Origin of the sequence: Sphingomonas edaphi (genome assembly GCF_003583725.1) — a bacterium.
GTDB lineage: Bacteria > Pseudomonadota > Alphaproteobacteria > Sphingomonadales > Sphingomonadaceae > Sphingomicrobium > Sphingomicrobium edaphi.
Genome location: NZ_QXTF01000003.1, coordinates 96456 through 113221 on the forward strand (window position 1 = coordinate 96456; position 16766 = coordinate 113221).

Annotated in this window: 20 protein-coding genes and 2 riboswitches; of the genes, 12 read left to right on the top strand and 8 right to left on the bottom strand. The window is 63.2% G+C overall.

Features of this window, described 5'->3' with window-relative positions; all coding sequences use genetic code 11:
• Window positions 1-10: 10 nt before the first annotated feature.
• Genes D3M59_RS09730 through D3M59_RS09740 form a run of 3 tightly spaced genes read right to left on the bottom strand, consistent with a single transcriptional unit; the run spans window position 11 to window position 3012 of the window.
• Complete coding sequence (locus D3M59_RS09730; RefSeq protein ID WP_119533472.1) at window positions 11-1468, bottom strand: type II and III secretion system protein family protein; 1458 nt, start codon at window positions 1466-1468, stop codon at window positions 11-13.
• Between the two features lies 1 nt (window position 1469).
• Window positions 1470-2492 (bottom strand): Flp pilus assembly protein CpaB, encoded by a 1023-nt coding sequence (gene cpaB, locus D3M59_RS09735; protein ID WP_119533473.1) that lies wholly within the window; start codon window positions 2490-2492, stop codon window positions 1470-1472.
• Window positions 2493-2538: 46 nt separating this feature from the next.
• On the bottom strand, window positions 2539-3012 hold the full coding sequence (locus D3M59_RS09740) for an A24 family peptidase (RefSeq protein ID WP_233543225.1): 474 nt from the start codon (window positions 3010-3012) through the stop codon (window positions 2539-2541).
• A 51-nt stretch (window positions 3013-3063) separates the two neighbouring features.
• Here D3M59_RS09740 and D3M59_RS09745 point away from each other — a divergent pair, with 51 nt between their 5' ends.
• Complete coding sequence (locus tag D3M59_RS09745; protein ID WP_119533474.1) at window positions 3064-4173, top strand: NAD(P)/FAD-dependent oxidoreductase; 1110 nt, start codon at window positions 3064-3066, stop codon at window positions 4171-4173.
• Here D3M59_RS09745 and rnhA read toward each other — a convergent pair.
• Both rnhA and ispH read right to left on the bottom strand, forming a co-directional pair.
• Window positions 4170-4613 (bottom strand): ribonuclease HI, encoded by a 444-nt coding sequence (rnhA, locus tag D3M59_RS09750; RefSeq protein ID WP_119533475.1) that lies wholly within the window; start codon window positions 4611-4613, stop codon window positions 4170-4172. The two genes, D3M59_RS09745 and rnhA, sit on opposite strands and share 4 nt — an antisense overlap.
• Before the next feature lie 2 nt (window positions 4614-4615).
• Window positions 4616-5563 carry a 4-hydroxy-3-methylbut-2-enyl diphosphate reductase gene (gene ispH / locus D3M59_RS09755; protein ID WP_119533610.1) on the bottom strand — a complete coding sequence of 316 codons (948 nt, stop codon included), beginning with the start codon at window positions 5561-5563 and terminating at the stop codon, window positions 4616-4618.
• 95 nt (window positions 5564-5658) lie between these two features.
• Between ispH and D3M59_RS09760 the strand changes: the two genes are divergently transcribed.
• The 8 genes from D3M59_RS09760 (at window position 5659) to D3M59_RS09795 (ending at window position 12920) form a co-directional block, all read left to right on the top strand.
• Window positions 5659-6291 carry a hypothetical protein gene (locus tag D3M59_RS09760; RefSeq protein ID WP_325048612.1) on the top strand — a complete coding sequence of 211 codons (633 nt, stop codon included), beginning with the start codon at window positions 5659-5661 and terminating at the stop codon, window positions 6289-6291.
• Window positions 6292-6374: 83 nt separating this feature from the next.
• Window positions 6375-6467: riboswitch (glycine riboswitch) on the top strand.
• 4 nt (window positions 6468-6471) lie between these two features.
• Window positions 6472-6556: riboswitch (glycine riboswitch) on the top strand.
• A gap of 30 nt (window positions 6557-6586) precedes the next feature.
• Window positions 6587-7744 carry a glycine cleavage system aminomethyltransferase GcvT gene (gcvT, locus tag D3M59_RS09765; RefSeq protein ID WP_119533476.1) on the top strand — a complete coding sequence of 386 codons (1158 nt, stop codon included), beginning with the start codon at window positions 6587-6589 and terminating at the stop codon, window positions 7742-7744.
• Window position 7745: 1 nt separating this feature from the next.
• Complete coding sequence (gcvH, locus tag D3M59_RS09770) at window positions 7746-8117, top strand: glycine cleavage system protein GcvH (RefSeq protein WP_119533477.1); 372 nt, start codon at window positions 7746-7748, stop codon at window positions 8115-8117.
• Window positions 8099-8863: a class I SAM-dependent methyltransferase gene (locus D3M59_RS09775; RefSeq protein ID WP_119533478.1), complete on the top strand. Its 765-nt coding sequence runs from the start codon at window positions 8099-8101 to the stop codon at window positions 8861-8863. Before gcvH ends, D3M59_RS09775 begins: the two co-directional genes overlap by 19 nt.
• The gene (gene gcvPA / locus D3M59_RS09780; RefSeq protein ID WP_119533479.1) at window positions 8863-10224 is read left to right on the top strand and encodes an aminomethyl-transferring glycine dehydrogenase subunit GcvPA; all 1362 of its coding nucleotides are present in this window, start codon (window positions 8863-8865) and stop codon (window positions 10222-10224) included. Before D3M59_RS09775 ends, gcvPA begins: the two co-directional genes overlap by 1 nt.
• Window positions 10221-11810, top strand: a complete 1590-nt coding sequence (gene gcvPB, locus D3M59_RS09785; protein WP_119533480.1) for an aminomethyl-transferring glycine dehydrogenase subunit GcvPB — start codon at window positions 10221-10223, stop codon at window positions 11808-11810. Before gcvPA ends, gcvPB begins: the two co-directional genes overlap by 4 nt.
• Window positions 11810-12268: an ABA4-like family protein gene (locus D3M59_RS09790; RefSeq protein ID WP_119533481.1), complete on the top strand. Its 459-nt coding sequence runs from the start codon at window positions 11810-11812 to the stop codon at window positions 12266-12268. Before gcvPB ends, D3M59_RS09790 begins: the two co-directional genes overlap by 1 nt.
• A gap of 4 nt (window positions 12269-12272) precedes the next feature.
• On the top strand, window positions 12273-12920 hold the full coding sequence (locus D3M59_RS09795; RefSeq protein WP_119533482.1) for a DUF938 domain-containing protein: 648 nt from the start codon (window positions 12273-12275) through the stop codon (window positions 12918-12920).
• On the opposite strand, the gene D3M59_RS09800 is transcribed toward D3M59_RS09795, so the two are convergent.
• Window positions 12840-13514: a phosphatase PAP2 family protein gene (locus D3M59_RS09800; protein ID WP_119533483.1), complete on the bottom strand. Its 675-nt coding sequence runs from the start codon at window positions 13512-13514 to the stop codon at window positions 12840-12842. The two genes, D3M59_RS09795 and D3M59_RS09800, sit on opposite strands and share 81 nt — an antisense overlap.
• A 52-nt stretch (window positions 13515-13566) precedes the next feature.
• Between D3M59_RS09800 and D3M59_RS09805 the strand changes: the two genes are divergently transcribed.
• Entirely contained in the window at window positions 13567-13968 is a 402-nt protein-coding gene (locus tag D3M59_RS09805; protein WP_119533484.1) for a PilZ domain-containing protein, read from the top strand.
• A gap of 2 nt (window positions 13969-13970) precedes the next feature.
• On the opposite strand, the gene D3M59_RS09810 is transcribed toward D3M59_RS09805, so the two are convergent.
• Window positions 13971-14636, bottom strand: coding sequence for a PilZ domain-containing protein (locus D3M59_RS09810; protein WP_158581993.1), 666 nt, complete (start codon window positions 14634-14636; stop codon window positions 13971-13973).
• A gap of 227 nt (window positions 14637-14863) precedes the next feature.
• Between D3M59_RS09810 and D3M59_RS09815 the strand changes: the two genes are divergently transcribed.
• Window positions 14864-15847 (top strand): aspartyl protease family protein, encoded by a 984-nt coding sequence (locus D3M59_RS09815; RefSeq protein WP_119533486.1) that lies wholly within the window; start codon window positions 14864-14866, stop codon window positions 15845-15847.
• A gap of 153 nt (window positions 15848-16000) precedes the next feature.
• On the opposite strand, the gene D3M59_RS09820 is transcribed toward D3M59_RS09815, so the two are convergent.
• The gene (locus D3M59_RS09820; protein WP_119533487.1) at window positions 16001-16297 is read right to left on the bottom strand and encodes a hypothetical protein; all 297 of its coding nucleotides are present in this window, start codon (window positions 16295-16297) and stop codon (window positions 16001-16003) included.
• 120 nt (window positions 16298-16417) lie between these two features.
• Between D3M59_RS09820 and D3M59_RS12105 the strand changes: the two genes are divergently transcribed.
• A complete protein-coding gene (locus D3M59_RS12105) occupies window positions 16418-16588 on the top strand; it encodes a hypothetical protein (protein WP_158581994.1) in 171 nt (56 codons plus the stop codon).
• Window positions 16589-16766 lie beyond the last annotated feature (178 nt).

Consider the following 16766-nt stretch of genomic DNA (forward strand, 5'->3'; position numbering starts at 1 on the left):
GCGGGGCCGGTCACAGTTTGAAGCCCGGGGCAGCGGTGGCCGCTGCCGCGCCGTTCAGCGCGGGAGCGGGGGCGACAGCAGTCGGCCGTGCGCCGGAAACACCGGTGTAGCTCTGGCCGCCGATGACCATCTGGCCAGTGTTCGGCGAACGATAACCGTCGGTCGGCAGGGCGAGCTGGGTCGACACCGGCCGCACCAGGTACGGCGTGACGATGATGACCAGTTCTGTTTCGGCCCGGCGGTAGCGGGTCGAGCGGAACAGGGCGCCCAGGATCGGCAGGTCACCCAGGAACGGGGCCTTGTCGACCGAGTTGGTGTTGGCGTTACGCAGCAGTCCGGCAATCATCATGCTTTGGCCGGAACCGAGCTCGACGGTTGTCTCAGCGCGGCGAGTAACCAGCGCCGGGACTTCGAAGCCGTTGAGGCGGATCGAGCCCTCGTTCGACAATTCGCTGACTTCCGGGCGGACGCGCAGTGAGATGCGGCCGTCAGCCAAAACGATCGGCGTGAAGGCCAGGCCGACACCATATTGCTTATATTCAATCGTCACCGCGCCGAGGCTTTGAGAAATCGGCACCGGGAATTCGCCGCCAGCCAGGAAGCTGGAGGTTTCGCCGGAGAGGGCGGTAAGGTTTGGTTCGGCCAGCGTCGTCACCATGCCATCGGTTTCGGCCAGCTTCAGCGCGCCAAGAAGGTCGACGCCAAACAGCTTGCCGCTGCCGAACAGGACGGATCCGGTCGCTTGGGCGATGCTCACCGTGTCAGGGGCACCGTCTTCACCCGGCGTGATGGTGATCGGGTTGTTCGAACCACCACTGGAAATGCCGAAGTTGAAGCCGCCCGTGCTGTCGCCCATCGACAGCAGGTTCATGCCGACTTCCTTCAGAAGCGTGCGGTTCACCTCGGCGATCTTCACCCGAAGATTGACCTGCAGCGGTGTCGCGGAGCGAAGGCGGCTGACAACCTGTGTGCCATCGCCGACATAGGCTTGGGTCAGGCGCCGGGCTTCTTCCGCATCCTCAGGTGAGGCAACGGTGCCGGTCAGCAGGACCAGGTTGTTCATCGGCGTCGCCTGGACGTTAGCTTCCGGCATCGCCATGCGCAGCATCTCGCCGACCGAGCCGGCGTTTGTACCGACGCGGACGTTGGCAGCGTAAACAACACGGCCGCTACGATCGGTTGCATAGACCGTCGTCTCGCCGGCCGACTTGCCGAATACGTAGAGCTGGGTCGACGAGCGAACCTGCACATCCGCGATCGTGTCGTTGGCAACGAACACGTCGGACATTGGCGCCGACAGGCGGACCATTGTGCCGGCGTTCTGCGAGAGCGTCAGCGTTTCCGACGGACGCGCGGCACGGGACTGCGCGGCGGCGGGGGTGGCGACGGCGACGGAGCCGAGGCCGAGGGCCAGCGCGGCGAGGGCGGTGCCCAGGTATGCGTGGCTGCGGTTTTTCTTAGCGGTCATCTTAGCGAGCTCCCACCGGAACGACGGTGACATTGTTGCCGCGGGCAACGCGGACGACCGGGCCGGTTACGACCGGCTGGCCGCCGACGCCGGCAGCGGGTGCTGCCGCGACGGTACCGGCAACCGGAGTGGCGCCGGCTTTGGCGGGGACACTGCGGCGCTGGAAGCGCGACACGTCACCACCTGTCGTGTAGGTCGTGTTGTTGTCCGTAGGCTGGTTGGCGACCGCCAGCAGCATGCGGCGCTCTTCTGCCGGGTTGGTGCCTTCGGGGACCTTGACGGCGCCGGCGGCAACTGCCCGTTCGAGTTCGGCATTGTTGTCCGCGATCGAGCGCAGCGCCAGGCTAAGTGTGCCCATCGACTGGGAAACCGCGATCTTCTCGGCAATCCGTGGCGTCGCTTCGAACGTCACCGTGGTGAAGGTCTTGACCTCGGTCTTGCCTTCTTCGTTCTTGCCGTCGATCCGCTGGTCGGTGGCAAGAACGCGCAGGTTGCGGACGATCGTCTCGGAAACCTTCAGGGGCGGGCCATCGCCGCCGCCGATCACGTCCTGGGTCAAGACCACGTCGACGCGGTCACCCGGGAAGATAAAGCCGGCAACACCCGACGTGGCCGAAACCGGTACCGTCACGGCGCGCATGCCCGGGCCGAGCGCCGCGGCGAGGAAGCCGCGGTCATTCGGGCCCACGAGCGAGCCGCGGGTCAGCGGCTGGCCGGCAGTGATCGGGTTGCGGACGACCGTGCCGAGCAGCTTCTGCATATCGGCTTCGGGCGAACCCTCGGTGTAGTACGCGTTCTGCACCAGCTCCTTAGGCCAAGCCTGGAACGTCAGGCTCTCGGCGTCGATGATGGTGCCAACCGGAAGCGCCTTGCGGGCGACGAGCACCTTTGGGCCCATCGGCACCACAGGCGCAGCATTGGCCGCTTCGGCCCCGGCTCCAGTGAACATGTTCTTGGCCATGATGGCGGTAACCACCGCAATGACCAGCGCTCCAACGAGCAGCGCAACTTTCTTGACGTCCATGGCGAACACGCCTCCCCTAAAGGGCCCACTCAATGATCGCTAACCATCAGGCAAAATGGTTAAGAAAGCGTTGGGCGAGTAACCACAATCCGCCGAACGCAATTGCGACGCCGTACGGGACCTCCGGACGGCCTTCTTTTTTGCGGGCCTTGTGAAGGCCCACGACAATCAGTGTGAGCACGCCGCCGGCCAGCGACGTGATGACGATAAACTTGACCGTTTCCGGCACCGGGAACCACAGCGCGAGGGCGCCGGCTAGCTTCACGTCGCCGCCGCCCATCGCATTGAGATAGAAAGCGACGGCAAACAGGAGGAAAACGACGATGCCGGCTCCGATGCGGATCGCACCTTCCGGCCAGACGGGTACGCCGGCGGACCACCAGTAGAGCGGCGCCATAAGGGCAATCGCGACGTTGACGCCGTTTGAAATGGTGTAGGTCCGCACGTCCACGACTGCGATCCAGACCAGCAACAGCGCCAAGACGGCGAGCAGCGCCAAGGTGAATTCCGCGTTCATCATGAACACACCTCTAGACGCGCCGCCTTTCCAAACCGTAACCAGCCGCCAGAAATGGAAACGGTCGAAGTCCTGATTGTCGGCGGCGGGATCGCCGGTGCCAGCCTTGGTGCCAGGCTGGCAGGAACGCGCAAAGTCCTCCTAATCGAGGCGGAGGATGTCTGTGGACGTCATTCCACCGGCCGGTCCGCCGCCTTCTGGCAGGCGAGTCTCGGCGGTCCGAGTCCCGAGCGCGACCTCAGCCTCGCGTCAAAGGCGATGTTTGATGAGGGATGGCCGGGAAGCGATGTGCCACTGCTACGCCATCGCGGCGCAATTCATCTGACGGGCCCATGCGGGGAAGATATGGAAGCGGGCGACGATCTCGGTGGTATCTATACGCCGAGGCACCTCGACCGGGCGGCGCTAGACAAACTAATCCCGGGACTTCGCGACCAATGGACGGGCGCATGGCTGGAAAGCAGTTGCGCGGATATCGACGTTGCGGCCTTTCACGCGGCCTGTCTTGCCGCCATTCGCCGAAGGGGAGGGGAAGTGCGCACCGATTGCACGTTCCGGTCGGCCTCGCGCCAGGAAGGTCATTGGATTGCCGACACCGAGGCCGGCCACATTAAAACGACGATCCTGGTCGATGCCGCTGGCGCATGGGGAGATGAAGTTGCGCGGAAAAGCGGCGTGGCGCCGCTTGGTCTAGTCCCCAAGCGCCGGACTGTCGTCCAGGTGCGGGTGGGGCGCCATGGCCTTCGCGACCTTCCGTTCGTCACTGACCTTCACCAGAGCTTCTATTTTAAGGGTGAGGGCGACAATAGCGTGTGGGTATGTCCACTCGATGAAACGCCCGTCGACCCGTGCGATGTGGCGCCGGAAGAAATGGACGTTGCCGTTGCCGTCGACCGGTTTCAGCGAGCGGTGGACTGGCCCGTCGAGGCGGTCGAACGAAAGTGGGCAGGGCTTCGGACCTTCGCCCCGGATCGCGGAATGAAATTCGGTTTCGACCCGGTTTCACACGGGTTTTTCTGGTGCGTCGGACAGGGCGGCATGGGCATTCAGACCGCGCCGGCTGCGTCGCTGATGTGTGCCTCGCTCATCCTCGACCAGCCATTGCCGGCTTCACTTGCCGGGATCGACCCGGCCGATTTCGCTCCCCGGCAGATCGGTGTTTAGCGGCGCTTTTCCGCTTCCGCACAGGCAAGGGCGTCGGCCCGTTCATTCTCGGGATGACCGGCGTGACCCTTGACCCAGTGCCAATCGATCCGGTGCGGGGCCGTTGCTTCGAGCAGCGCCTGCCATAGCTCTGCATTCTTGACCGGCTTCCTGTCAGCGGTGCGCCAGCCGTTGCGGCGCCAGCCGTGGATCCACTTGGTAATCCCGTCGCGCACGTAATTGCTGTCGGTGGTTAGCTGCACATGACACGGTCGCTTCAGCGCCTTTAGCGATTCGATGGCCGCCATCAGCTCCATTCGGTTGTTGGTCGACGGGTTTTCGCCGCCGGACAATTCGCGTTCCTTGTCACCGAAGCGCAGGATGGCTCCCCAGCCCCCAGGGCCGGGATTTCCCTTGCATGCGCCATCGGTGAAGATTTCGACTTCCGGGAATTCTTCCATGCTCAGGCGACGAGTTCGCGGGGAAGCTTGAACACCATGTCTTCGTTGACATGTGCTTCCTCTTCCTCGGTCACCTCGAACCGCTCGGACAACGCGCCCATCACTTCGCGAACCAGCAGTTCCGGTGCTGATGCACCGGCAGTAACTCCCACCGTTGCGGGAGTGCCAAGCCAATCCCAATCGATATCGGTGGCGCGCTGGATCAGGCGCGACGGGGTTCCGAGACGCTCGGCCACTTCTGCCAGCCGAAGCGAGTTGCTGCTGTTCGGCGCACCAATCACCAGCATCCGCTCACAGCGGGCGGCGATCCCCTTAACGGCCGCCTGGCGGTTGGACGTGGCGTAGCAGATATCCTCGCCGCGCGGGGCCCGGATCGATGGGAATCGGCGCTGCAAAGTACCGACGATCTCCGCCGTGTCATCGACCGAAAGCGTCGTCTGCGTCAGGAAGCTGAGGTTTTCTTCGTTGCTGACCTCGATGCGCTCGGCATCCTCGACCGTCTCGACCAGGGTCATGCCGCCTTCGGGCACTTGGCCGAAGGTGCCGATGACTTCGGGGTGGCCAGCATGGCCGATGAACAGGATATGCTTTCCGGCCTCGACCAGCCGCTGCGCCTGCCGGTGTACCTTGCTCACCAGCGGGCAGGTCGCGTCGACATATTCGAGGCCGCGCGCCTGGGCGGCGGCGGGGACGACCTTTGGCACGCCATGCGCCGAAAATATGACCGGACGGCCGTCAGGAACATCGTCCAGCTCTTCGACGAAGACCGCGCCCATGCCGCGCAGACGGTCGACCACGAAGCGGTTGTGGACGATCTCATGCCGGACATAGACTGGCGGGCCGTAGCGATCGAGGGCAACCTCGACGATCTTGATCGCCCGATCGACGCCGGCGCAAAAGCCGCGCGGCGCAGCGATAACGACGTGAAGCGGGGGTTTGGGGAAACTCATCGTCGGCGATGTAAGCGATTGCTTGCAGCCAGCCAAGGCGCTTCCTATGAACACGAGCCAATCTGTTAAGCCGTCGATCAAAGGAATTCGCCATCGTGAAGCTTCGCCTCGCTGCTCTTGCACTGGTCCTGCTGGCATCGGCCTGTTCCCGCGAGGGCACGATCGGAGATGGTGGTGTCTATGTGACCCGCTCCGCCTGCCCGCAGGTCGGCATCCCTGCCGCAACCGGCGATATCACCGTCTTCAATCCGTCGGGCCGGACCGATGCCGCGGCGCTCGACGTGTCGGCAGCCATCACCAACCTGCGCTCCAGTTGCGATGAAACCGGCGCGAATGTCGTTTCGGTCGCGACGTTCGACGTAGTGGCGACCCGCCGCGACCCTGGCGAGGCACGGACCGTTGTCCTGCCTTACTTCACCGTGGCGATGCAGGGCGGCACGCAGGTCGTTGCGAAGCGGGTTGGCAATATTGCGCTGAATTTCGCTGCAGGCAGCATCCGCGCGCAGACCACGGGCCAGGCGACGATCCAGGTTTCGCGCTCGGTCGCGACGCTTCCGGAAGACATCCGCCGCGAACTTACCCGCGAACGCAAGCCGGGGGATCCGGACGCCGCAATCGATCCGCTGTCGAAAGCGAATGTGCGTGATGCGGTCACCCGTGCGACGTTTGAGCATCTCGTGGGCTTCCAACTGACGCAGGAACAGCTTCGCTACAACGCAACCCGCTAGGCTGATCGTCGCTGGCGCGTTGACAGCGCCTTGCGCCATCGCCACAGCGGCAATCGTCATCCGGGGCTGGCATGCCGGTTTCGGAGGGCGTCGCGGGAGAGACCCGGTCTTATGGCCGGGCGCCGAAGGAGCAACCGCCCCCGGAATCTCTCAGGCAAAAGGACCGCGCGCGCCCGACAGTCTGGAAAGTGTCCTCGCACAATCGGGGACCACCGAAGGGGTAAGCGGCGTCCTGCCGTGAAAGCTCTCAGGTCGCCGCGACAGAAGGGGGCCCGAATCCAACCAGCGAGGACGCATGCCGTCCGCGCATCGGGCTTTCGAGAGGACAGGCGGCGTGACGGAATCGAGCGAAAATCTCCAGAAGCTGCCGCTGGACGGCTGGCATCGTGCGCGGGGCGGCAGGATGGTGCCGTTCGCGGGCTACGAAATGCCGGTCCAGTATGAGGGCATCATGGCCGAGCATCTGTGGGTGCGCGAGCATGCCGGGCTGTTCGATGTCAGCCACATGGGGCAGCTGCTGTTCCACGGACCCGAAGTAGACCGCGCGCTTGAAACCCTGTTTCCGGGCGCCCTGCTGATCCTAAAGGACGGGCGCCTGCGCTACTCGATGCTGCTGTCGGAGGATGGCGGTATCATCGACGACCTGATGGCCACGCGACGCGGCGAGCAATTCTATGTCGTCGTCAACGGCGCGACCAAGGAAGGCGACATCGCCGAGTTCGAGAAGCGCCTGCCGCGCACCATCGTCATGGACCATATGAAGGAGCAGGCCCTCCTAGCCCTGCAGGGACCGGAAGCGGTGCAGGTTCTGGACGCGATCGTACCGGGAGTGTCGGAGCTGAGCTTCATGCAGGCCGCGCTATTTCACTGGGACGGGAAACCGCTTTGGGTCAGCCGTTCCGGCTACACCGGCGAGGACGGGTTCGAGATTTCAGTGTCCAGTCGCGATGTCGAAGCGCTTGCCGACGCCATCCTGGCCGATGAACGCGCCAAGCCCATCGGCCTTGGCGCCCGCGACTCGCTACGGCTCGAGGCGGGACTGCCACTCTATGGTCATGACCTCGACACGGCGACCACGCCGGTCATGGCTGATCTCACCTTCGCCATTGGCAAGCGCCGCCGCGCTGAGGGTGGATTCGCCGGTTCGCTTCGCATCATGGCAGAGCTCGAAAACGGTGCGGCTCAGAAGCGGGTCGGCCTGCTCGTTGAGGGCCGCCAGCCGGTACGTGAGGGCGCCCTGATCTTGGACGGCGAAGGCAATGAAGTCGGTCGGATCACCTCCGGCGGCCATTCGCCAACGCTCGGTCGGCCGATCGCCATGGGCTATGTCGCAACGCCGCTGGCGGGCGAGGGCAGCGCTCTGACGCTGGAGCAGCGCGGTAAGCTGTTCCAGGCAACGGTCACGCCGATGCCATTCGTGCCACACCGCTATTTCCGCAAACAGGGAGCCTGAGATGAGCCTCTATTTCACTAAGGACCATGAATGGATCCGCGTCGATGGCGACGTGGCGACCGTGGGCATTTCGAACCATGCACAAGAAGCGTTGGGCGACATCGTGTTCGCCGAAGTGCCCGATGCCGGAAAGTCGTTGTCAAAGGGCGATGACGCGGCGGTTGTGGAATCGGTCAAGGCCGCCAGCGACGTCTATGCCCCGGTGGGCGGCGAGGTTGTCGAGGGTAATGCCGCGGTTGGGGACGATCCCTCGCTGATCAATCGCGATCCGGAAGGCGAAGGCTGGTTTTTCAAGCTGAAGCTGAGCGATCCGTCGGAGCTTGACGGCCTGATGGATGAGGCTGCCTACCGCGAATGGGTCGCCACGCTCTGACCGACGCGCCCGCCTCGACCTCGCAATGGGACGCGGCGGACTACGCCCGCGTCGGCGGCTTCGTGCCTGCGCTCGGTCAGGCCGCGCTGGGACTGCTGGACCCTCAGCCGGGCGAACATATCCTCGACGTCGGCTGCGGCGACGGCACTTTGACGCTCAAGATCAAACAGATGGGCGCCGACGTGGTCGGTATCGACAACAGCCTGTCGATGGTCGCCGCGGCCAAGGCGAAGGGGCTCGACGCCCGGCTGATGGATGCCGCCGAGTTGAAGTTCGCGGAAGCGTTCGACGCAGCTTTCTCTAATGCGACGCTTCACTGGGTACTGGACAAGGAGCGCGCGGCGCGTGCCATCTGGTTTGCGCTCAAGCACGGCGGTCGCTTTGCCGGAGAGATGGGCGGAGCGGGCAACCTTGCGAAGTTGCGCCAGGCACTGGACGAGGAGCTGGTCATCCGGGGCTTCGGGCCGCCGACCTACGCGGCCAACTGGTATCCGACACCAGAGGAGTTCGCTGCGGTCTATGAGCGGGCGGGATTCATTGACATTGACGCCCGGCTGATCGAGCGGCCGACGCCGCTGGAACATGGCATTGCCGCCTGGGTCCTGACTTTTCGTGCCGGCTGGCTCGATCGGGCCGGTGTCCCGCATGCCGAGCGCCAGTCCATCGCCGATGCCGTTGCCGCACGCTTTGACGACAATATCGCGGACTATGTCCGCCTCCGCTTCACCATGAGGAAACCACGCTGATGCGTTACTTGCCGCTGAGCGACGCCGATCGCTCCGCCATGCTGGAAAAGGTCGGGGCTTCCTCGATCGATGAGCTGTTCCGCGACGTGCCCGAAGGACTGTTGCTCGACGGGCCGATTAAGGGGTTGTCACTGCACGCGAGCGAAATGGCAGTCGAGCGCGACATGTCCGCGATGGCGCGGAAGAACATGGTAGCCGGCGACGTGCCATTCTTCCTTGGCTGCGGTGCCTACAAGCATCACGTTCCGGCCACGGTCGATCATATCATTCAGCGCGGTGAGTTCCTGACGGCCTACACGCCGTACCAGCCGGAAATCGCACAGGGCACGCTGCAGGTCCTGTTCGAATTCCAGACGCAGGTTGCCCGGCTACTCGGCTGCGAAGTTGCCAACGCGTCGATGTATGACGGCTCGACCGCGATGTGGGAGGCTATCGGCATGGCGCGGCGGATCACCCGCCGAACGCTGGCGATCATTCACGAAGGCGTCCATCCGCATTACGTTTCGGTCGCCCGGACCATGGCCAAGTTCACCGGCGACAGCATCGCCGACCGTTCGCCGCAGCTGAGCGGTGACATGCAAATTGATAAGCTGCTAGCAGAGATTGAGGCTAACCAGCCCAGCTGCGTTGTCGTGCAATATCCCGACATCCTCGGGCGGATCACCGACCTTCAGCCGATTGCCGATGCCTGCCACGCTAACGGCGCGCTGCTTGTCGCGGTAGTTACGGAGCCGGTGGCGCTCGGCCTGATCAAGTCGCCGGGCGAAATGGGTGCGGACATTGTCGTCGGCGAAGGCCAGTCGATCGGCGTCGGCTTGCAGTTCGGTGGCCCCTACGTAGGCCTGTTCGCAACCCGCGAAAAATATGTCCGCCAGATGCCGGGCCGTCTTGCTGGCGAAACCGTCGATGCCGAAGGCAAGCGCGGCTTCGTGCTGACACTGTCGACCCGGGAGCAGCATATCCGCCGCGAAAAGGCGACGTCGAACATCTGCACGAACAGCGGGCTTTGCGCGCTGGCGTGGTCGATCCACATGACATTGCTTGGTGAAAAGGGACTGACTGCCCTGGCCCAATTGAATCACGCGCGCGCATGTGAGGCGGCTAAGCGACTGTCGGCCATCCCTGGCGTGCGCCTGGTCAATGACAGCTTTTTCAACGAGTTCACGCTGGAGCTTCCGGTGGAAGCGCGACCGGCAGTCCATGCGATGGTCAAGAAGGGCGTCCTTGGCGGCGTGTCGCTCGGTCGTCTCTATCCGGCTGAGCCACAGCTCGCCAACGGACTGGTAGTCGCGGTCACGGAGGTGGCCAGCGATGAGGATATCGGCGCGCTCGAGGCCGCGCTCAAGGAGGTGTGCAAGTGACCGCCGTTAATCCTTCGGGCTGGCGTCCGTCTTCGCCGGCGACCTCTGGAAGCGAAATGCAGCCGACCGTTACCGGCAACCGCGCCCTCATGCTCGAAGAGCCGCTGCTCTTCGAAATCGGCAGCCGCGACCAGACCGGTGTCGATATCGAGCAGCGTGAAGGCGGCAATCGCCTCGGCGGCCTTGAACGTAGCGGGATTGACCTGCCCGGCCTCAGCGAACCGGAAGCGGTGCGGCACTACACCCGGCTATCTCGGCAGAACTATGCCATTGACCTCGGTCTGTTCCCCCTCGGCTCGTGCACGATGAAGCATAATCCGCGCCTCAATGAGAAGATGGCGCGGCTGCCGGGCTTCGCCGACATTCACCCGCTCCAGCCGCAGGAGACGGTTCAGGGCGCTCTGGAAGTCATCAACCGGCTGGCCTTCTGGCTGATTGACCTGACTGGCATGCATGGCGTCGCCATGTCGCCCAAGGCCGGCGCGCACGGCGAACTGTGCGGCTTGCTCTGCATCCGCGCCGCGCTCGAAGCTCGTGGTGATGCGCGTCAGGTGGTGCTGGTGCCGGAGAGCGCCCATGGCACCAACCCGGCGACCGCCGCATTTTGCGGCTACCGGGTTGAAAATATCCCGGCCACGAAGGAAGGGCGCGTCGATCTTGAGGCGCTCAAAACCCGGCTCGGGCCGGACGTCGCGGCCGTGATGATCACCAATCCCAACACCTGCGGCCTGTTCGAGCCGCAGATGAAGGAGATCAGCGACGCGGTCCATGCGGCGGGCGGCTTTGTCTATTGCGACGGCGCCAACTTCAACGCGATCGTCGGCAAGGTGCGCCCAGGCGATCTCGGCGTCGATGCCATGCACATCAACCTGCACAAGACCTTCTCGACGCCCCACGGCGGCGGCGGTCCCGGCTCCGGTCCGGTCGTCCTGTCGGAGGCCCTGTCGCCGTACGGTCCACTACCGTTCGCCGCGAAATATCCGGACGGAAGCTTCAAGATGGTCGAGGAAGAGCATGCGGGCGAGGAGCATCCCGACGCTTTTGGCCGGATGGTCGCATTCCACGGTCAGATGGGAATGTTCACCCGTGCTTTGACCTACATCCTCAGCCACGGCGCTGATGGGTTGAAGCAGGTAGCGGAAGACAGCGTACTTAATGCCAACTATCTGCTACGTAGCCTCGACGACGTGCTCGACGCTCCATTCGGCTTCAGTGGTCCGTGCATGCATGAGGCGATCTTCAGCGATAAAGGCTTCGCCGACGGCTTCTCGACACTCGACGTCGCCAAAGCGCTGATCGACGAGGGTTTCCACCCGATGACCATGTATTTCCCACTAGTGGTGCATGGCGCGATGCTGGTCGAACCGACCGAGACGGAGTCGAAAGCGAACCTCGACCAGTTCATCGCCGCGCTTCGCTCGATTGCCGAAAAAGCCAAAGCTAGCGATCCGTCACTCAAGGCTGCGCCTGTTTATGCGCCGCGTCGCCGTCTCGACGAGACGCTGGCAGCGCGCAAGCCGATCCTCGCCTACAAGACGCCGGCGCCTGACGGCGTCAGCGCTGCGCCGTTGGCGGGCGGCGGCTGATGTGGGATTCGATCTTCGTCCTGGTCAACGTCGTCGCCATGGCGGCTTGGGCGATGCTCGCTTTCCTGCCCCGCAGACCGATCGTCATGGCGATGGTGCTGTTCCTGGGCGTCGGGCTGCTGTGTCTCGCCTACCTGCTTATGATCGTTGGAATGCACGCTGGCATGGTCGACGCCAATCGACTGCCGGGAGCGCCGCCGCCCAACTTCCTTGATTATAACATCGCCGGCCTGCGCAATCTGTTCATGAGCGATGGCGGCGTGGTCCTCGGCTGGACTCACTATCTGGCGTTCGACCTGTTTGTTGGGCAGTGGATAGCACGCGACGCGGATAACAAGGGTTTCCACCGGCTGGTCCAGCTGCCGTTTCTCTTTCTGACACTGATGGCGGGGCCGGTCGGACTGCTCCTTTGGCTTCTGGTACGCGAACGGCGCGCCCGCGCCGCTTCCAGGGACTGAGGACATGGCAAAGCCGAGTTTTCCGCCATACAATGTCGGTGACCTCGGCGTCGGCGTGAAGCGCGAAGCTCCCGCCGCCGCAAGGAACGTTGGCCCGATCGGCGATGTGCTCGCCGATTGGCTGCCGCCCTCCGGCATGGTTCTCGAAATCGCCAGTGGCACGGGTGAGCATGCGCTGGCTTTCGCCCGACGTTTCCCAAACCTTCAGTGGCAGCCGAGCGACCCTGATCCGGAGGCGCGGGCCTCTATTGCCGCTTGGGCGAGCGATGGGCCGGATAATCTCCTGCCACCTGTCCTGCTCGACACCAGGGCATCGCAGTGGCCAATTATCCGCGCCGAATCAATTCTGTGCATCAACATGGTCCACATCAGCCCGTGGGAGTCCGGACTGGGTCTCCTCGACGGAGCGAAAATCCTCTTAGGGCCTGGGACGTCGCTTATTCTGTATGGACCGTGGATTGAGGAGGGCTTGAAGCCGGCGCCCTCAAATGTGGCGTTTGATGAGAACCTGAGATCGCGCGATCCGCGCTGGGGATTGCGCAAGGTCGAAGAATTCGCCGTTGAAGCGGCGCTACGAGGCTTCGTGCTGGCGGACCGGCGGCCGATGCCGTCCAACAATTTGATGCTCCGCTTCGTCCGCCAGGATAGCTGATCTGCGTCCGACGACGACGGCTAGCAAGGCAATCAACAATCCGAACGACCAGCCACCGATCACGTCGGTTGGCCAATGTACTCCAAGGAAGGGCCGCGTCGCACCGATGACGAGGCTTGCGGCAATGGCGCTTATGAATGCCGCGGAGCGGTGCCGTGCAGGCACGGCGATTAGGGCAACGGCGACGAATACCGCCATGGTGTTGGCTGAATGACCGCTGGGGAAGCTGGTGCTGTGCGTAACGACAAGATTTTCGTCAAACCACGGACGAGGACGCCCGATGGCAAGCTTCAAGCCGTCCAGTGCCAAGCGTTCACCTGCCACCGTCAATGCCAGCAAGGCTGCTACTCGAAATTTGCGTTTCCAAGCCAATAATAGCGCTGCAGCGAAGCCAAGTCCCAGCGTCGCGTATACGCTCCCGAGCTGGGTTACGATGACGGTAAAGCTGACGAATTTGGGATGCTCTTGTCGAACCTCGCCCAGGAGATCGACGATCGCGCGGTCAAAAGCATTGTGTTGCCCGCCGGTGAATCCTGCCAGCAGGAAGATAGCCAGCAGCGCGACCAGGGTAACGGGATGAAAGATTCTGTTCATTCGATGTTCGCCGTTAAATCAAGTTTTACCGCTTTGCCTTAGGCATGATGCCATGGACGAGAGCAACAACCCGCAGAATCGCAAATCGCGCCGTTCGAATGTGCTGATGTCTGCCAGCCTTGAGCTGTCGGGAGCGTCGCTACCGGTGAAATTGCGAAATCTCAGCGCGGACGGGGCGCTGGTCGAAGGCGACAAGCTACCTGTCGAGGGAGCCGAGATCTTGTTTCGCAAAGGCGACCTCGCTGTTGCCGGCCGCGTCGCCTGGTCCAAGACCCGTCACGCCGGGATCAGTTTTTCGAGCAAGCTTCAGCCTGAACAGGTGATGCGCCACATTCCGACACCGCGCCCGCGCGTGAAACCGGACTTCCGTCGTCCCGGCCTGAAGACGACGAGCCTGTCCGAGCAGGAGCGGCAATTCGGAGAACAGTGGTTGTGGAACAGCCGGCTGGACTAGGTTTAGGCTGACTTGGCAGCGGGCCGCCGCGCGGCCTGCTCTTCGCGCTGTACTTTCAACCATTCGACCAACTGTCCAAGCGGCAGCAGGCGATTGAAAGTTACGCCGGTAAAACCGTCATTATTCCAGCAGGCAACACCGGGCTGCGGTTCGAGGCCGGGCAGGGTCAGTACGATGTCGCTTCCGCATGGGATGGCCATCTCGCACTGGAGTTTTGCACCGCCCTGAGAGATGTCGTGGGCGCGAACGCGTAGGCTGTTGGCGCCCTCGCGCAGCTTCGCATGGCAGTCGGTTTCAATCCGCGGCATTCGTGGCCGCGGGCCATTCATCGATGCCGATAGAATTTCGATGACATCGATCGGGTCGTCGAACTCGATGCCGTAATAACCGTCCTTGATCCAGCTGACCTTGCCGCGGATCGGCTGGCCGCTTTTCAGTTCGATGGTCAGCTGGGTGCCGACGGCGGCGGTGCAATAGAGGCGGATCATCATTCCGCCCGCTGAAATGTTGCGGATCAGGCATAGTTCGCGTCGCCCGTCGAGCATGACCGAGCCGACCCGGTAAAGGGTCATGTGCCGTTCGCCAGTGCGCCGGTCGGACTCATTCGCCGGTGATGGCGGTGCGTCGGACAGGGAATAGAGCGTTGTCTCAGCGGGTTGCGTTTCCACTCGATTCCACCTCGGCAAGAAGCTGACGAACGTACCCGGGAATTTCCCGGTTGCCGACGATAAGAACGGATGGATTACCAACAGGTTGACGCCGTGGCCGGTGCTGCCGGGTTTGCGTCCGAAACGGACACGACCTCCATTCATCGAAGCTGCGTTGCGCGGTTGGTTGCCGAGGCGTAACCTTTTCGACGACGCCGGGTATCGCCCGGACGCGGAGCGTTTAAAAGATGAACCTGACGCCTTGGCTTGCCGCCGGCCTGTTGATGAGCGGCACCGCAGTAATCGCCCAGCCCGAGCAGATGGAAAGCGTTCCGGGAAGCCCGGCGGCGATTGACGGTCAGACTATTACTGACGAAGTGGCTCTGAAGCAGGACGAAGGTCAACGGATGACCGTCGACGTGTCCGTCGGTGGAAGAGGGCCGTATCGGTTCCTGGTTGATACGGGATCGGAGCGCACTGTCATTTCCCGCCAGCTTGCAAACCGCCTGCATCTCGGCGGCAGCGGAACGACGATGCTGCACAGCGTCATCGGCGCAAAGACTGTTTCAACGGTCGATATCCCCTTGCTTCGCGTCAGCACCAAGACGGTGTCGGTCGACAATGCGCCCGCGCTGGAGGCAGGGAATATCGGCGCCGACGGGATGCTGGGTATCGACAGCCTGCGGGCCCAGCGAGTGCTGTTCGACTTCAGGGCCGGGACAATGTCGATCACTCCCTCTGCCCGCTACGCCCGGCCGGCTCAAGAAGACGAAATCGTCGTCCGAGCCAGAACGCGGCAGGGACGGCTTATCTTCACCGAGGCAAAGCTCGACGGGCAGCCTGTAACGGTCATCATCGACACTGGATCGCAAATCACGATCGGTAATGTCGCGCTGGGCGAGGCGATGGAACGGCGTCGGGCAAAGATCGAGCCGGAGCCGCTGACGATCCAGTCCGTCACGGGGGACACGATGCAGGCCCGGGTCGCAATGATGAAGGAATTAGACATCGGGCAGGGAGTTGGGCTGCACAATGTGGCGGTGGCCTTTGCCGATGCGCATATCTTTCGCAAGCTGCGCTTGAACAAGAAGCCCGCGCTACTGCTGGGCATGAATGCGATGCGCGCATTCGACCGGATCTCGATCGATTTCGCAGCGAAGAAGGTGCACTTCGTTGTGCCCGAAACTGGAATGCTAGACGATGTTCGGATGGCGGAGCTTCGCCGGTCCTGATGCCCCGACGCTCGCGCCCAAGGCGGAGCGGCGGTTCGTAAAGGTCGCGAACGTCGTCGTCCGAAGTGGCGCTGCTGGTTTGGAACCACGGAAATCGACGCCCCGGAGGCACAACCTCGGGGCGGTAGGGCAGCGAGATCTTCCGCCGTTAGTTTAGCTGGTGCGCTTTGGTTCCGCGCGGTCCGGGGTGCCGCCGCCCGTGCGGTTGGGTAAGTTGGGCGCATCGCCCTCGTTCGCCTTGTCGCCCTTGTGCACGGAGGTGACCTGCGGGTCGCGGCCTTCGCCGGCGTCGCCGAAGACACTCTTCTCTTCATCGCGCTGGCCGATTTCTTTCGCCAGCTCCCCGCCACTGGAGCCGGACTGCGAGGGAGTCGGAAGGTCGTCGTCGCGGTCGAGCGCCTTGGCGCCGATGCCGGTATTGTTCGAACGGTTGTGGTCGGTGTCGGTCATGGCTTTGCTCGTTCACTAACAAAAGAACGAATGGTCCCATGTCGTGGTTGCGGCGGCTCGTCCGGTATCCATTGCCTTCCGGCCGATGCGCGGGCAGCGTCGCCGCGGGGAGTGGCTTCAATGAAACATTATCGAGTGAACAAGCTGGCCAAGCCGGGGGGCGACGTCGTTAAAAAGAAGGACATGCTCGCGGCCAGCGACCAGGAAGCGATCCGCACCGCTGCCGACAGCGAGGATTGCCCGGTATGCGACGTTCTTCGCGACGGCAAGAAGGTGGGGTCCATCTTGTAAGCGAACGGACAAGCGCTGACGCCCGGCTCGTTTAATGCCGGTAGATTGCCGAACATGCCGGCCGCGCTTTTGCTGCAACTACGCGCATCCCAATGTCCGCGCTTGGCCGGCTTTGGTGCGATCTCAAAAGAGCACTCGGATCTTGCTTGGAGCAACCGTGATGGTGATGAGCGCGGTT

Bases quoted from the DNA above. Each gene is read 5' to 3' on its own strand.
- D3M59_RS09730 (WP_119533472.1), bottom strand. From the start codon at position 1,468: ATGACCGCTAAGAAAAACCGCAGCCACGCATACCTGGGCACCGCCCTC.
- cpaB (WP_119533473.1), bottom strand. From the start codon at position 2,492: ATGGACGTCAAGAAAGTTGCGCTGCTCGTTGGAGCGCTGGTCATTGCG.
- D3M59_RS09740 (WP_233543225.1), bottom strand. From the start codon at position 3,012: ATGATGAACGCGGAATTCACCTTGGCGCTGCTCGCCGTCTTGGCGCTG.
- D3M59_RS09745 (WP_119533474.1), top strand. From the start codon at position 3,064: ATGGAAACGGTCGAAGTCCTGATTGTCGGCGGCGGGATCGCCGGTGCC.
- rnhA (WP_119533475.1), bottom strand. From the start codon at position 4,613: ATGGAAGAATTCCCGGAAGTCGAAATCTTCACCGATGGCGCATGCAAG.
- ispH (WP_119533610.1), bottom strand. From the start codon at position 5,563: ATGAGTTTCCCCAAACCCCCGCTTCACGTCGTTATCGCTGCGCCGCGC.
- gcvT (WP_119533476.1), top strand. From the start codon at position 6,587: ATGCCGTCCGCGCATCGGGCTTTCGAGAGGACAGGCGGCGTGACGGAA.
- gcvH (WP_119533477.1), top strand. From the start codon at position 7,746: ATGAGCCTCTATTTCACTAAGGACCATGAATGGATCCGCGTCGATGGC.
- D3M59_RS09775 (WP_119533478.1), top strand. From the start codon at position 8,099: ATGGGTCGCCACGCTCTGACCGACGCGCCCGCCTCGACCTCGCAATGG.
- gcvPA (WP_119533479.1), top strand. From the start codon at position 8,863: ATGCGTTACTTGCCGCTGAGCGACGCCGATCGCTCCGCCATGCTGGAA.
- D3M59_RS09790 (WP_119533481.1), top strand. From the start codon at position 11,810: ATGTGGGATTCGATCTTCGTCCTGGTCAACGTCGTCGCCATGGCGGCT.
- D3M59_RS09795 (WP_119533482.1), top strand. From the start codon at position 12,273: ATGGCAAAGCCGAGTTTTCCGCCATACAATGTCGGTGACCTCGGCGTC.
- D3M59_RS09800 (WP_119533483.1), bottom strand. From the start codon at position 13,514: ATGAACAGAATCTTTCATCCCGTTACCCTGGTCGCGCTGCTGGCTATC.
- D3M59_RS09805 (WP_119533484.1), top strand. From the start codon at position 13,567: ATGGACGAGAGCAACAACCCGCAGAATCGCAAATCGCGCCGTTCGAAT.
- D3M59_RS09815 (WP_119533486.1), top strand. From the start codon at position 14,864: ATGAACCTGACGCCTTGGCTTGCCGCCGGCCTGTTGATGAGCGGCACC.
- D3M59_RS09820 (WP_119533487.1), bottom strand. From the start codon at position 16,297: ATGACCGACACCGACCACAACCGTTCGAACAATACCGGCATCGGCGCC.
- D3M59_RS12105 (WP_158581994.1), top strand. From the start codon at position 16,418: ATGAAACATTATCGAGTGAACAAGCTGGCCAAGCCGGGGGGCGACGTC.